A 13,102-nucleotide genomic window follows, 5' to 3' on the forward strand; every position below is an offset into this window, starting at 1 on the left:
ATACTATATAAATAGTATACAAAGTAGTCATTATTATAAATATAAAAATACGTATAAAAATTAGGATCAAAATCGCTCAAAAGCTTGAATTCACTGCACTTTGACGATGTTAAACGGTAAAGAATTAAAGTAAGAGTAGATGTAAGAAACAAAATATTTTCAAAAATTGAAAATTAACTCTTGTCATTCTTTCATTATTCTGATTATAATGACATTAAGGATTTCACGACATGTGAAGTAATATTACATAAGGAGAGTGGGTTATATGAGAAAAAAATGGGCCGTTATGGGGTTAGCGGCATCAACCCTTCTTGCTTTTCCATTAAGTGCTTTTGCAGCAGCTGAGGTTACAACAGCTGAGGTATCAACAGGACTTAACACGTTCTTCGTGTTCCTGGCGTTCGCACTGGTGTTATTCATGCAAGCTGGTTTTGCACTGTTAGAAGCGGGTTCAGTACGTATGAAAAATGCGGGTCACGTTGCAGGTAAAACAATTCTTACACTGGGTATTGCACTCATTGCTTTCTGGGCTTTTGGTTTTGGTCTTGGATTTGGTAATGGTAATGGATTTTTCGGGTATGAAGGATTTTTCTTAAGTGGCGAAGGAATGATGGGGTCGTTTGATGCACTATCTGGGCTTGGTATTCCAATCTCAATGATGTTCCTTTTCCACCTTGCTTTCGCAGCAGTCTCCTTATCTATTGCTTTTGGCGGATTTGCTGAACGTGCGAAGTTAAGTGTGTATATTATCTTCGGTATTTTGTTTACGGTTATTATTTACCCGATCATTGCTCACTGGGTATGGGGTGGCGGATGGTTAGGCGCTATGGAGATGCAGGATTATGCAGGTTCTACCGTTGTCCATTTGACAGGTGCAACAGCAGGTCTAGCCGCTACATTAATGCTCAAACCTCGTCTTGGTAAATACAATAAAGATGGTAAGCCTAATATTATTCCAGGTCATAACCAGATTTATTCTGTAGTCGGTGTATTTATTCTCTGGTTCGGCTGGATGGGCTTTAACCCGGGTAGTGCGCTATCTACATTAAATGATGGATTCTTCACTTATGTGGCGCTGACAACTAACCTTGCAGCCGCAGCAGGTGGTGTAGCCGCTCTATTGATCTCATGGGTTGTTTTTGGTAAAGCAGATATCCCAAGTATGTTAAATGGTGTGCTTGCTGCACTTGTAGCGATTACCGGTTCTTGTGCTTTTGTCGATGTATGGGCGGCTATCGTAATCGGTCTGGTAGCAGGTATTGTAACCTTCTTTACATCACAATGGTTTGAAAAAGCAGGAATCGATGATCCGATCTATGCGTTCTCTGTTCATGGTATTGCAGGTATGTGGGGAGCAGTCTCTACAGGATTCTTCGCTACACCGGAATTAGTAGAAAAAACAGGCGTTGGTTCTCCAGGATTGTTCTATGGCGGTGGATTCCATCAATTGGGTGTTCAGTTGCTAGGGATGATCGGTACATTTATCTTTGTTCTCGTGATCTCTCTTCTTATCTTATGGATCATGAAATCGATCAATGGTATTCGTGTTACTGAAGAAGAAGAAATGATGGGTCTAGATATTAGTGAACATGGTTCTTATGGTTATCCTGAGCAAATGAGAGCATTAGGTGAAGATGCGCGCAAATAACGCTCTTTTCTCCAACATCATGAAGAAAGAGCAGTAGGGGATGAAGCTGATGAATGAATATTCTTTTGATCTTCCCTTGCGTGATCTTGCCGATGCTGATACTCCGCAATTATTGAAAGAAAAGCGCATATCGATGCAGACCGAATTGTATCAAGCTTTGCCGGATAGCGACACGCGTCAGTGGGTAAAGAAGGTCAATGAAATGCACGATCATGTAATGCAACAGGCAGTAGCCATTTGTGAAAAACAATTAAGTGAGGCGGGCTACGGTCCGCCTCCTGTTGCATATTCTTTTATTGTTTTCGGTAGCGCAGGGAGATTAGAATCTACACTTTGGAGCGATCAAGACAATGGATTGATCATAAGTGATGAACCTCATGAGGGCAAAGAAGATTATTTCAAACAATTTGGCAGTACACTTGCAGATATATTAGAAGCGATAGGTTATGAGAAATGTCAGGGAAAAGTGATGTGCTCTGAGCCGATGTGGCGTAAAACGCTAACCGATTGGCGTACTCAATTGAATACATGGCGTAGTGATCTCAGTTGGGAGCCTGTTCGTAATTGGATTATCGCTTCCGATATGAGGCATATGGCAGGGGATACTGAACTTTCAAATGAATGGTTAGATACGTTATATGGAGGGATCAAAGAAACACCTCAATTACCAGCGGCAGTTTTGCGAAATACCGTTCGTCACAAAGCAACACTCAATGTATTGGGTCAGGTCGTGGCTGAACGATTTGGCGAGCATGCAGGTGATTTCGATGTAAAGTATGGTATTTATATTCCGCTTGTTAATGCATCACGTTATCTGGCATTACAACATGGGATCTATGAATCTTCTACATTAAAGCGATTAGAACGGCTTATTCAATTAGAAGCAACCACGTTATCGCTACTGGAAATGATGCAAGAAGCTTTTTTAACAGCACTGCGTATGCGTAATTCTACACCTGTACAGCAAGTGGATGGATTGTATATCGGTACTGGATTTATGCCGCAAAAAGATTGGAAACAAAGACCTCTTTTCCATGAGCTTCGAGATAGTCTGGGAACAGTGAAAAAAGCACATCGTGTACTTCAACGGCAATTACGCTTTTTAGAAAGGAGACGCTTATGAAAGAGCCAGTGAAAACAGCGAACAATGGTTTTTGGCGCAGTCTGCGTAGTGGTGGTGTTCCATCTGCTATTGCTTCCGTATTCGGTGCTCCTTCTGCACAGCAAATGGCTTTTATAAGATCTCTTTCTCGTGAACAGCGTCGCCCTGAAGTATTGTATATGCCACTGAGCAAGTTAGAGACCGTCGTTTTCGATCTGGAGACGACGGGATTTCATGCTCAACATGGAGATGAGATATTATCTTTCGGAGCGGTCAAAATGATTGGCGATAAAGTGACAGATGAACAATTTTATACGTTAGTAAATGCCAAAGCCAATGTTCCTGAAAATATTACAGAGCTGACAGGTATTACCCAGGAAATGATTGAAGGTGCACCTTCGCTAATCGACGGGTTGCATGACTTTATGGCTTTTGTCGGTAGATCGGTATTGATTGCTCATGGTACAGGGCATGATAAAGCATTTCTCAATGCCGCTTTATGGAAAACATCCAAAATCCAATTAACACATCGGATACTGGATACAATGATGATCGGCAAATGGCTTAAACCTTCACTTGGTAGTTACGGATTAGATGAATTATTGGAAGAAGCACGTATTCCGATTACACTTCGCCATCATGCACTAGAAGATGCCAAAATGACAGCTTCGTTATGGGGAGAGTACCTTCGTCTAATGCGTCATAAACAGGTGGATACACTCGAAGATTTGTATGCTTATTTGAGTAATTTCTAAGATTGATTTCAAAGAAATTAATATGATTTAAACCAGTCTCAATGCGCAAGATTGCAATGTATACAAAGGTGTATCTGAGGCAGTTGAATCTGCTAAATTATCCGTGATCACTTGATAACCTGCTATAGCCAAAGATTGCGTATTGTAGGTATACAAATGGTCTTTGTGTACATGATCTTGATCTGAGATCATAAGCCATGAACGATCTATCCATTGTGGCTGATCAGATAAAGCAGTAGATGATGATCCAATTAGATAAATAGGGGTCAAAGCACCAAATTGCTGTAATTGAATAAGATCTGTGGAAGAAGGTATAGGAGCAGACAATGGATGGGAATGAAAAATGCCGATCAAGTCAGTCTCTTGATAACAACATTGAACCCATTCGATAGGGTCAAACAGGAAGTGGTGCAGCGGGTCAGGTGCAACGTTGCGTAGCTTCCGATAGGATTCGATGCGCATACCTCCCGCTGCTTTTCTACCGAGCAATACCCCGCAGACTTCTGAGGATAGGGAACTGCTCATATGGTCGGTCAGTAGCTGTAGGGCTGTTGGACGAATGGAGATGTCAGTCTCCCTATCTGTGCGCAGCAGGTCTGCCATTGTATTTACCCCTCTCTTTATTGGACTCTCCATGCAATCAGGAGAGTCACTTTTTTTATTATAATAAATATGTATTTATAGAACGTTTCATAAAATAAGGCTCTGCGACCTATATCCAAAAGATATACGATCCAGAACCTTATTTTTGATATTCATCATATAACTAATAGATACAGAAGTGGATCACGCTCTCTAACGCTATGAAGCATTACAGTGCGAAGTTATCGTAAACATCTTACAATCTCTTATTAATGGTTCACGATCCCATGAATAGAAGGGCCGTTAGATAGATTCTGATCAGGCAAAGCTTGTCCAATAAGAGCATAACGGATACTGTCTACCAATGCTTCCCAACTGGCTTCAATAACGTTAGCAGATACGCCGACCGTACTCCAAGTATTGCTTAGATTCTGTGATTCGATCAATACACGGACTTTAGAAGCGGTTGCGTCTGCTTCATCTAATACACGAACTTTATAATCCGATAGATGCATTTCACGTAAATTCGGATAATGTTCAACCAAAGCTTTACGAAGTGCATTATCCAGTGCATTCACCGGACCATTACCTTCAGCGGCAGTGTAGATACTGTCTCCACCGATTTTGAGTTTAACAAAAGCTTCAGATACAACAGCAGAACCTGCATTTTTCTCGACCAACATTTTGAACGATTCAAAAACGAATAATTCTTTAATTTCACCATTGGCTTCACGTAGCAACAATTCAAGCGAAGCATCTGCACCTTCGAATTGATATCCTTGATGCTCCAAATCTTTGATTTTACCAATAATCTGTTTGGTATTTTCATTTTCAGGGTCAAGGATCAGATCCATTTCTTTCGCTTTAGAAAGGATATTGCTTTGTCCTGCTAATTCAGAGACAAGAATACGCTGTTTGTTACCGATTTTCTCAGGTTCGATATGCTCATAAGTTCTAGAATCACGCAAAATAGCAGAAACGTGAATACCTCCTTTATGGGCAAAAGCAGCATTTCCAACATAAGGCTGATTAATAGGCATATGCACATTCGCAATTTCGCTAACATACCTTGCTGTATTCGTTAATTGAGCCATCTGTTCGTTACTGATACAGGTATAATCCATTTTCAATTGTAGTGTGGGTAGGATAGAACAAAGGTTAGCATTACCACAACGCTCACCATATCCATTCATTGTACCTTGAATCTGTCTTGCTCCGGCTTGCACAGCGCTTAATGTATTAGCTACAGCTAGTTCGCAATCGTTATGTGTATGAATTCCTAGAGGAGCGCCGTCAAGTTCAAGATTTAATCTGGATACGATTTCATAAATTTCATGTGGAAGTGTACCACCATTGGTATCGCACATGGTTAACCAATCTGCACCTGCTTGGCGTGCTGTACGTAATACTTCTACTGCATATTCAGGATTGTTTTTGTACCCATCGAAAAAGTGTTCAGCATCAAAAATGAGTTCCATTCCTTGTTGCTTCAAATAGGAGATTGAATCTGCAATCATCGCTAGATTTTCTTCAAGTGTAGTCTGAAGTGCTGTATGCACATGAAAATCCCAAGACTTACCCACTAATGTAGCGGCTTGTGCACCGGATTCGATCATGCGTTTGAGATTATCATCCTGATGGGCAATACTCCCCTTACGACGTGTACTACCAAAGGCTGTGATTTTGGCATGTAATCCAAGTGTCTGTACTCGTTTGAAAAACTCAATGTCTTTGCCATTGCTTCCGGGAATACCGCCTTCAATATAATGAACACCAAGCTCATCAAGTTTTTTGGCGATTTTGAGCTTGTCATCTGCGGACAAACTGATACCTTCACCTTGAGTACCGTCACGAAGCGTAGTGTCGAAAATCGATATGGACTTTGACATAATGGGGAGTTCCTCCTTCATTTGTGCAAAAAAATGAATAGCTTTTTTTAGTGTTTCGTTAATCATTTGTGAAGTGGGGTGTCAATAAAGCATTGTTTTTTAGTATAATTTATTATTATATCACCTCACTTATGTAAGGGATACGATAATTTTGATTTTATTTAGTTTACTAGGAGGCAGTACATCATGCAATTACATATTCAAAAAGTTGAACAAAATAACAAGGTATTCACCCTTTATTATACGTCAGAACAACCTTTACCGTTTGATCCACACGATGTGGTCATGGTATCTGCGGGTGATTATGTAGTCGCAAGTGTGCGTGAATTAACAGCAGATGCGATTCAGCTATATATTTCAACAGACGAACCGCTAGAGTGGGGCGATCAAGTTGTGATCCAACTGGCATTTTCACCGACAGTATCGATTGTAGGGAGTAAAGAGATTATTGCCAAATTAGGGCATTTTCCTGACTTCGAACATGGGGTAATAACTGATCATACTATTGGTAAAGACAAAGTGGAGTTAGATGTTCAATTGGCAGAACCTTTTGCAGATCATACGATCAAGCTTACTTTTTTGGAAGCGACTGAGATTGAATTTTCAGCACCGGATATGGAGAAGAATGAAATCGCTGAGATGGATTTCCGTTATGATGAAACATTGATGGTCGTTGATATTGAAGCAGCAAGAGGCATGTCAGGTAGTTTCTTCTGTGGAGGTATCAAAGCAGAGTTGAAATCGTAAGCTCTATGGAAAGGTTACCTCAGACTTAAGAGGACGACCTTTGAAGAAATATATCTGTAAGGGATAAAGGGGGATAGATATGCCTAATTTGGAAGATTATAATCAACCGTTATCCGATCACATTGTAGCTATTGTAGAACAAGGAAATCGTTCTCACGAAGATCATAAATGGGATCAAGCGTTAGATAAATATACAGAGGCTTGGGAGCTGCTTCCAGAGCCTATAGCGCACTGGGATCTTACAGAATGGATTGCTTCATGTAAAGTAAGTGTCTATATGGATCGTCAGGATTATCAACAGGCTCATAAATGGGCACTGCTTGCTCTAGAAGCAGTAAAAGATAATCCTAGACATACTTCAGCCCGAATAAATGTCGGTATAACCTGTTATGAGACAGGGGATACGTCCGAAGCATATACATGGTTTGAACAAGCCTATCAATTTGGTGGTACACGTGCTTTTCAAGGATTCGATCGCAAATATCTGCAATTCTATACACAGATAAAACAAACGGAAAAGGAGGAGACCCAATGACAGTTTCTTTAGATCAATTAACTATTCAAGATATTCCATGGAATCGGATCACTACGCCTTACGGGAGAGCGACAGAAGTTCCTCAAATGATCGCCAAAAGGAATTACAGTGGTCTATCCAATATCGTAGAACATCAATCGACATTATGGCAGGTCACACCATGGTTACTATTCTTTTTGTTAAAAGAATTATCTCTTCAATCACCAGATGAAGTCAGCGCAGCAGAGATTGATTTGTATGCAGGAGTAATTGAAGCTCTTTCTGAACACGAACAGTTGGAAGATACAGAGCAGACACTGGATGCAATGCCTCTTTTATTAGAAGAAACGTATCTTTGGGATAACGATGATCAAGATGATGAATTAGAATGGGACAATGAAGAACCTCGCGGATATGATTCAGAAATCTTTTTCAATTATTATGTCTACAGTTATCTACTTCTGAAGCAAGCTTTACCTATATTTGAAAATATTTCACGTCATACGACAGATCAAGATATGCAAAATACCCTACAGGACTGTATGGAGTACTTGGAATAAGGAGGGTCGATTGTGCAGTATATCAAATCGTTATTTGAAGATGAAATATACTATTTTGAATTGGATGATCAACGGGTAGCTTATCGCCAGATTGTGATAGCAGAAGGTCAATCCAAAGTATCGATTGCGCCTGATTTTATGCTCGCTGAGAAAGAAGTTGATTTTGAACCGGATGAACAGATTGGTCTAATTGAATTTGAAATAATATGGGAATCTGCAATCTCATCCTATCGAAAGCAATGGGATTATTACAAACAACAGTACTTGCCCGGTGATTCGGTAACAGGCATATTACGTATGTTCTATCCGCAAGGTTGTCTTATTCAATTGAATGAGCATGTGTATGCAATTGCCGATACAACAACATTGCCTGAACAGATGAATGGACAACCGATCGGAGTAGGATTAACGGTAACCGGTATTGTTAGTGGCTATGATGAGCAGAACTTATGGGTACAATTGGATCAATGTACGATCCATAGCTAGTCTATATCGGTGAAAGGAGCTTGCTACGATGATCTATATCACAGGCGATATTCATGGTACACATAGTGTGAATACACGATTTAACAGATGGAATTTTCCCGAGCAAAAGAAGTTGAATAAGCAAGATGTAGTGATCATAGCAGGTGACTTTGGATTGATCTGGAACGGAGACAAAGAAGATCAATACTGGTTGAAATGGCTAGATCAGACCAAATCATTTACAACATTATTTATAGATGGAAATCACGAAAACTTTGATCTGCTAGAACAATACCCGATAGAATCATGGCACGGCGGATTGGTGCATCGCATCAATAATAGTGTATTACATCTGATGCGCGGACAAGTGTATGAGATAGAAGGATTAACCTTTTTTACATTTGGAGGGGCTGCTTCACATGACCAAGCATTTCGGAGTGAAGGAAAGTCATGGTGGGCTCGTGAAATGCCTAGTAAAGATGAATATCAATTAGGTCTGGCTAATCTTGAAAAACATCATTGGAAAGTGGATATTGTGATCACTCATACGTGTACTTATCAAAGCTTAGAGTGGATAAAACAACATTATGCAACAGAAGTGGTTGCTGATCCGATGCATGATTATTTTCAGCATATTCAGAATCGATTGGATTATCAACAATGGTATTTTGGTCATTTCCATCAAGATGTACAGTTACCGGATCGTCAGCGGTTACTTTACAACGATCTTTTTGTTATTTCAGATCGAAAGGAGATTATACATAATGAGTGAGCATATTCAGACTCAACTCATACGAATCCATGATAAGTTGGAGCAATTGCGGATAGAAGATAGTACATTTCAAGTATTTGGTGCTTTTCATCATCAGTATCGACTAAATACTGTCCAAACTGAAGCTGAAATCACTGCGTTTGAACAACAACATCAAATCGTATTACCTGCGGATTATCGAGCGTTTTTATTACAGATCGGTGATGGTGGAGCAGGGCCTTATTACGGATTAGAACGGTTAGCAGATGGCATTTATGAATCTTTAGATGATAAAAATGAAGCATTCGGACTGGTGAATATTTCAGCTGATTTTCGGTTTGCTGAATCGTGGAATCTATTGCTTGCTGAGGAAGAGGCAGAAGATGAGATTGATGAAGAAGCTATGTATGATGCCAAATGGGCAGATGGAATGCTGAGAATTAGTAATTATGGTTGCGGTGTATCGATTAATTTGATTGTACGAGGGAACAGTTACGGAGAAATATGGGTAGATGATCGATTTAATGATGGAGGAATATATCCAGATCATTATTTTGATAATCCCAATCGCTTACATTTTTTGGATTGGTATGAACTCTGGTTAGATCAATCGTTATTGAATCCAAGCAGGTAGGAGGTGGGTGCAAATGAATCCATTTATAGAGCAAGACGATGAGCGGGATGGACCGTTGCGAACGATAGAGGTCAATCAAGCGGAGATTATTGCTTTTCAAAAAGCAATGTTGTATCTGAAATTTGCTTGTGAAGAAACAGATTCACTATTGTATGCAGGCAGTGATTCGCTGAATAGTCTACTTTATAAAATCATGAAAGCAAGTGATATGGCTGAAAGTTCGGCTTCGTTTTATAATCAATCGTCTCTGATGAATGAAACATTTGTTGAGGAAAAGCTGAAGCGTCTAGAGCAAGAGCAACCGTATGTGAAGTCGTCCACTCACGAGCAAACGCAACAATGGATGAAGTCGTACATGTATCCGTTCCCATATTCTGGTGAAAAGTAAATTGCAAACAGATGTCATTTCATAAGAAATGAGGGTGTACCAATGAAAGCTATTACCTATAAGCATAGTAAAGCTGATGGACTACTAGGATATGAATTATTGCCTGCGCGTTATGGTGAAAAGTGGAATCAGATTGAAGCCGATTCTGTTTTTATTTATGCGGGTGATTTTGATTATTTGATGCCTTATCTGAAAAAGCATTATCCGATTGTTGATCCGGTGACCAATGATCGATATGGATACTTTGATACAACAGGATTTAATCCGATCGCCAAAGCGCTCTGGGCAAATATATTAGCCGAAATGAAAGCTTATCAGACCAAAGATCGTGAGCTCAAAGCCTTTATTCGCTCACTGGTTACATGGTTAGAGATACAGTTGGAATGGGCAGATGAGATCATTATTTTCGGAAATGTATGAGGTGAATTGCTTTGGGTTGGGAATGATGTATATATCTATTGTTTATTTCATCGTCATGACGCACCTGTACAGCGAATGATTGAGGCGATCAAAGAGATCATTTCTACAGAAGAACATTGGATTGAATTGTAAATGATCATCAAACCTATACTGAAGGAGCTTTCCCATGTTGAATACAATACAAGTCATGACAGACACAGCTACATTGTGTATTTACGATCTTCAAGCCCTTAAACATCGGTTAGAAGATACATCCGATTGGTGGTCTATTCCTGAAGATGAATTACTAGAAGTGAATTTAGGAAATGTTGCTTTTCTCAATGTAGGCGCAGATGGCTTATACACGATGCAACAGGTAGAAGATATACAACAAACATCGGTACAATTGTGGATCAATGTTCCTTCGGGTCAATTGTATGCAGGAGCAGCAGAAAATGTAACAGGTGGCGAGCTAGAACCTGAAGATGGAGACAGTGGACAGTATATAACGGTTGAACCCGGTGTCTATCATTTGAAAATAGCACGAAATGAACAACAGATTGAATTTGCTCTGTTACGGACTGAGCATCAGCAAGCTACGAACGAGTTCAAAGATTTGATTCGTATAGGATAAGTAATAAGGAAATGAGCTCATTAGAGGACGTATTGATAAACGCAAAAAGGAGTTAGGAGATGCTTAAAAAGGTAAAGTATAAAGCAGGTGATATTTTTGTGATTCCAATGCATGATCATCGATTTGCGATTTGTCAGGTGATTAGTGCTCTGCATGACCGATTTAAAAAGGTATTTTCATTTGGTGTGCTTTCTATTCAAGAAGATGAAGTCTATCACGGGGAACAACAGTATCTTTTATTTACAAGTTATCGAGGATCTTTCTCCATGATCGTTACCGCCTCTAAATTACTCGCACAAGGAACATGGCAAATCATCGATTATGCTCCATTATCGGCTGAACAAGCGTCGTTGCAATATTTCTCCGTTTCTAACCATCTATATCACAATGACGACTACATCAGAATACTTGAAATCAGTGAATTACAAGATTATCCTCCACTTGCTGTAGCTGGATATGAATTAGTGCAAAAGTATCTAGCTCAGTATCCATAAGGTTGAAATTGATTCATCTCTATTCAGCTCCAATACATACATAATAAAATATCGAACGTTTGTACTTATTTTTAGATGGATAGGATAGGCTAAATGATACAGTTACGATATAATAAAACCATACGATATTTATTGTAAATGATTCGGATCATCGAGCAAAGGGAACAGGGTGCACTCTACACAGGCAAGGAGGATGATCAGCTTGAGGCATCATGCCAATTACTACCCTGCCAAAGGAAGGGTCATTCTGCATGTGGATATGAATGCTTTTTACTGTTCTGTTCATACGGCGGAAGAACCTGACAAATATCAAGGAAAACCAACTGCTGTTGCGGGTAGTGTTGAACTTCGTAAAGGAATAGTGGTAACTTCATCGTATGAAGCTAGAAATCGTGGCGTCAAAACAGGTATGTTAGTTAGAGAAGCCTTGCAAAAATGCCCGAATCTGATCTTAATTTCGCCTGATTTTTATCTGTATAAACAATACTCGATGGCATTTATGAATATTGCCTATAGTTACACGCCAATGTTGCAAGCAACCTCCATTGATGAATGTTATCTAGATATCACCGGTTCAAGTCAATTCGGTACACCTCCACAGATTGCTGAACAGCTACAACAACGGATCTGGGACGAATTGCATTTGCCGTGTTCGATAGGGATTGCTCCTAATAAATTACTGGCAAAAATGGCTTCTGATATGAAAAAGCCTAAAGGGATTTCGATTTTGCGTATACGAGATATGCCCAAGTTGTTATGGGATAAGCCATGTGGACAATTATTTGGTGTAGGTGGTAAAACATCTGCCAAATTGGTAGATATGGGTATTCGCACGATTGGACAACTGGCGGCGGCAGATGAAGCTCGCTTAACAGCTAGATTTGGTGTAATGGGAAGCTGGCTCAAACAAGCGGCTAACGGTATTGACCATTCGCCTGTTGAGATTGATCGTGAAGTCAGTAAGTCGATAGGGCATACCACAACATTACCCGCAGATATTCAAGCACGTGATGATATCAGAAGAGTAATGCTCAATCTAAGTGATCAGGTGTGTCGCCGATTACGTCGTCAGAAATTAATAGCACAGACGATTCAGATTACGATTCGTACGCCAGATATGAAAACGATCACCCGCTCCAAATCGCTGGCTGTTCCTACAGAAACCGCTGATGAAGTCTATCGTGAAGCTTGCGCATTGTATGATCGCCATTGGGGAGATCGTGCGCCTGTACGATTGCTGGGTGTATCTCTTCAGAATTTGCAACCGAAAGAAGAAGCTGCTCTACAAATGGATTTGTTCGATTATAGTCGTCAACCGGTCAAAGAACAGTTAAATGAAGTAATGGATAAATTACGTGACAAATTTGGTGAAAGTGCAATTTTGACAGCAGGCATGTTAGGTAATGATCCTTCGGTATTGATTCGCAATCACAAAATCAGAGGAACTTCGCTACAAAAAGATGGAGTTATCTTACCAGGTATGGAAGAATAGATGATAAATAGACATTAAAATAAAAAAATATAGTTTAAATTTTAGGGA

16 protein-coding genes are annotated in these 13,102 nt (G+C 39.9%); 14 read left to right on the forward strand and 2 right to left on the reverse strand.

Annotated features, from left to right (window positions below; all coding sequences use genetic code 11):
- The first annotated feature begins 265 nt into the window (after positions 1–265).
- Genes PTI45_RS08250 through PTI45_RS08260 form a run of 3 tightly spaced genes read left to right on the forward strand, consistent with a single transcriptional unit; the run spans position 266 to position 3,505 of the window.
- Positions 266–1,648: an ammonium transporter gene (locus tag PTI45_RS08250; RefSeq protein ID WP_069327079.1), complete on the forward strand. Its 1,383-nt coding sequence runs from the start codon at positions 266–268 to the stop codon at positions 1,646–1,648.
- A gap of 40 nt (positions 1,649–1,688) precedes the next feature.
- Complete coding sequence (locus PTI45_RS08255) at positions 1,689–2,771, forward strand: DUF294 nucleotidyltransferase-like domain-containing protein (RefSeq protein ID WP_069327080.1); 1,083 nt, start codon at positions 1,689–1,691, stop codon at positions 2,769–2,771.
- Positions 2,768–3,505 (forward strand): exonuclease domain-containing protein, encoded by a 738-nt coding sequence (locus PTI45_RS08260; RefSeq protein ID WP_069327081.1) that lies wholly within the window; start codon positions 2,768–2,770, stop codon positions 3,503–3,505. The genes PTI45_RS08255 and PTI45_RS08260 overlap by 4 nt, the downstream gene beginning before the upstream one ends.
- Before the next feature lie 27 nt (positions 3,506–3,532).
- Here PTI45_RS08260 and PTI45_RS08265 read toward each other — a convergent pair whose 3' ends face one another.
- Entirely contained in the window at positions 3,533–4,108 is a 576-nt protein-coding gene (locus PTI45_RS08265) for a M67 family metallopeptidase (protein WP_069327082.1), read from the reverse strand.
- Positions 4,109–4,356: 248 nt separating this feature from the next.
- Entirely contained in the window at positions 4,357–5,976 is a 1,620-nt protein-coding gene (gene cimA / locus PTI45_RS08270; RefSeq protein WP_069327083.1) for a citramalate synthase, read from the reverse strand.
- 186 nt (positions 5,977–6,162) lie between these two features.
- On the opposite strand from cimA, the gene PTI45_RS08275 reads away from it, so the two are divergent.
- The 11 genes from PTI45_RS08275 (at position 6,163) to PTI45_RS08325 (ending at position 13,054) form a co-directional block, all read left to right on the forward strand.
- Positions 6,163–6,723 (forward strand): Imm50 family immunity protein, encoded by a 561-nt coding sequence (locus PTI45_RS08275; protein WP_069327084.1) that lies wholly within the window; start codon positions 6,163–6,165, stop codon positions 6,721–6,723.
- A gap of 79 nt (positions 6,724–6,802) precedes the next feature.
- Positions 6,803–7,258: a tetratricopeptide repeat protein gene (locus PTI45_RS08280; protein ID WP_069327085.1), complete on the forward strand. Its 456-nt coding sequence runs from the start codon at positions 6,803–6,805 to the stop codon at positions 7,256–7,258.
- Entirely contained in the window at positions 7,255–7,797 is a 543-nt protein-coding gene (locus PTI45_RS08285) for a hypothetical protein (RefSeq protein WP_069327086.1), read from the forward strand. The genes PTI45_RS08280 and PTI45_RS08285 overlap by 4 nt, the downstream gene beginning before the upstream one ends.
- A gap of 12 nt (positions 7,798–7,809) precedes the next feature.
- Positions 7,810–8,283 (forward strand): hypothetical protein, encoded by a 474-nt coding sequence (locus PTI45_RS08290; RefSeq protein WP_069327087.1) that lies wholly within the window; start codon positions 7,810–7,812, stop codon positions 8,281–8,283.
- A gap of 28 nt (positions 8,284–8,311) precedes the next feature.
- Positions 8,312–9,034, forward strand: a complete 723-nt coding sequence (locus PTI45_RS08295) for a metallophosphoesterase family protein (RefSeq protein ID WP_069327088.1) — start codon at positions 8,312–8,314, stop codon at positions 9,032–9,034.
- Positions 9,027–9,647 carry an SMI1/KNR4 family protein gene (locus tag PTI45_RS08300; RefSeq protein ID WP_069327089.1) on the forward strand — a complete coding sequence of 207 codons (621 nt, stop codon included), beginning with the start codon at positions 9,027–9,029 and terminating at the stop codon, positions 9,645–9,647. Before PTI45_RS08295 ends, PTI45_RS08300 begins: the two co-directional genes overlap by 8 nt.
- Positions 9,648–9,660: 13 nt before the next feature.
- Positions 9,661–10,035 carry a hypothetical protein gene (locus PTI45_RS08305; RefSeq protein WP_069327090.1) on the forward strand — a complete coding sequence of 125 codons (375 nt, stop codon included), beginning with the start codon at positions 9,661–9,663 and terminating at the stop codon, positions 10,033–10,035.
- 42 nt (positions 10,036–10,077) lie between these two features.
- The gene (locus PTI45_RS08310) at positions 10,078–10,455 is read left to right on the forward strand and encodes a hypothetical protein (protein ID WP_069327091.1); all 378 of its coding nucleotides are present in this window, start codon (positions 10,078–10,080) and stop codon (positions 10,453–10,455) included.
- Positions 10,456–10,621: 166 nt separating this feature from the next.
- Positions 10,622–11,068 (forward strand): DUF6386 family protein, encoded by a 447-nt coding sequence (locus PTI45_RS08315; RefSeq protein WP_069327092.1) that lies wholly within the window; start codon positions 10,622–10,624, stop codon positions 11,066–11,068.
- Between the two features lie 59 nt (positions 11,069–11,127).
- Positions 11,128–11,562, forward strand: coding sequence for an immunity 26/phosphotriesterase HocA family protein (locus tag PTI45_RS08320; RefSeq protein WP_069327093.1), 435 nt, complete (start codon positions 11,128–11,130; stop codon positions 11,560–11,562).
- 202 nt (positions 11,563–11,764) lie between these two features.
- Entirely contained in the window at positions 11,765–13,054 is a 1,290-nt protein-coding gene (locus tag PTI45_RS08325; RefSeq protein ID WP_069327094.1) for a DNA polymerase IV, read from the forward strand.
- The last annotated feature ends 48 nt before the right edge of the window (positions 13,055–13,102 follow it).

This window comes from Paenibacillus nuruki (genome assembly GCF_001721045.1).
Lineage (GTDB): Bacteria > Bacillota > Bacilli > Paenibacillales > Paenibacillaceae > Saccharibacillus > Saccharibacillus nuruki.

Bases quoted from the DNA above. Each gene is read 5' to 3' on its own strand.
- PTI45_RS08250 (WP_069327079.1), top strand. From the start codon at position 266: ATGAGAAAAAAATGGGCCGTTATGGGGTTAGCGGCATCAACCCTTCTT.
- PTI45_RS08255 (WP_069327080.1), top strand. From the start codon at position 1,689: ATGAAGCTGATGAATGAATATTCTTTTGATCTTCCCTTGCGTGATCTT.
- PTI45_RS08260 (WP_069327081.1), top strand. From the start codon at position 2,768: ATGAAAGAGCCAGTGAAAACAGCGAACAATGGTTTTTGGCGCAGTCTG.
- PTI45_RS08265 (WP_069327082.1), bottom strand. From the start codon at position 4,108: ATGGCAGACCTGCTGCGCACAGATAGGGAGACTGACATCTCCATTCGT.
- cimA (WP_069327083.1), bottom strand. From the start codon at position 5,976: ATGTCAAAGTCCATATCGATTTTCGACACTACGCTTCGTGACGGTACT.
- PTI45_RS08275 (WP_069327084.1), top strand. From the start codon at position 6,163: ATGCAATTACATATTCAAAAAGTTGAACAAAATAACAAGGTATTCACC.
- PTI45_RS08280 (WP_069327085.1), top strand. From the start codon at position 6,803: ATGCCTAATTTGGAAGATTATAATCAACCGTTATCCGATCACATTGTA.
- PTI45_RS08285 (WP_069327086.1), top strand. From the start codon at position 7,255: ATGACAGTTTCTTTAGATCAATTAACTATTCAAGATATTCCATGGAAT.
- PTI45_RS08295 (WP_069327088.1), top strand. From the start codon at position 8,312: ATGATCTATATCACAGGCGATATTCATGGTACACATAGTGTGAATACA.
- PTI45_RS08300 (WP_069327089.1), top strand. From the start codon at position 9,027: ATGAGTGAGCATATTCAGACTCAACTCATACGAATCCATGATAAGTTG.
- PTI45_RS08305 (WP_069327090.1), top strand. From the start codon at position 9,661: ATGAATCCATTTATAGAGCAAGACGATGAGCGGGATGGACCGTTGCGA.
- PTI45_RS08310 (WP_069327091.1), top strand. From the start codon at position 10,078: ATGAAAGCTATTACCTATAAGCATAGTAAAGCTGATGGACTACTAGGA.
- PTI45_RS08315 (WP_069327092.1), top strand. From the start codon at position 10,622: ATGTTGAATACAATACAAGTCATGACAGACACAGCTACATTGTGTATT.
- PTI45_RS08320 (WP_069327093.1), top strand. From the start codon at position 11,128: ATGCTTAAAAAGGTAAAGTATAAAGCAGGTGATATTTTTGTGATTCCA.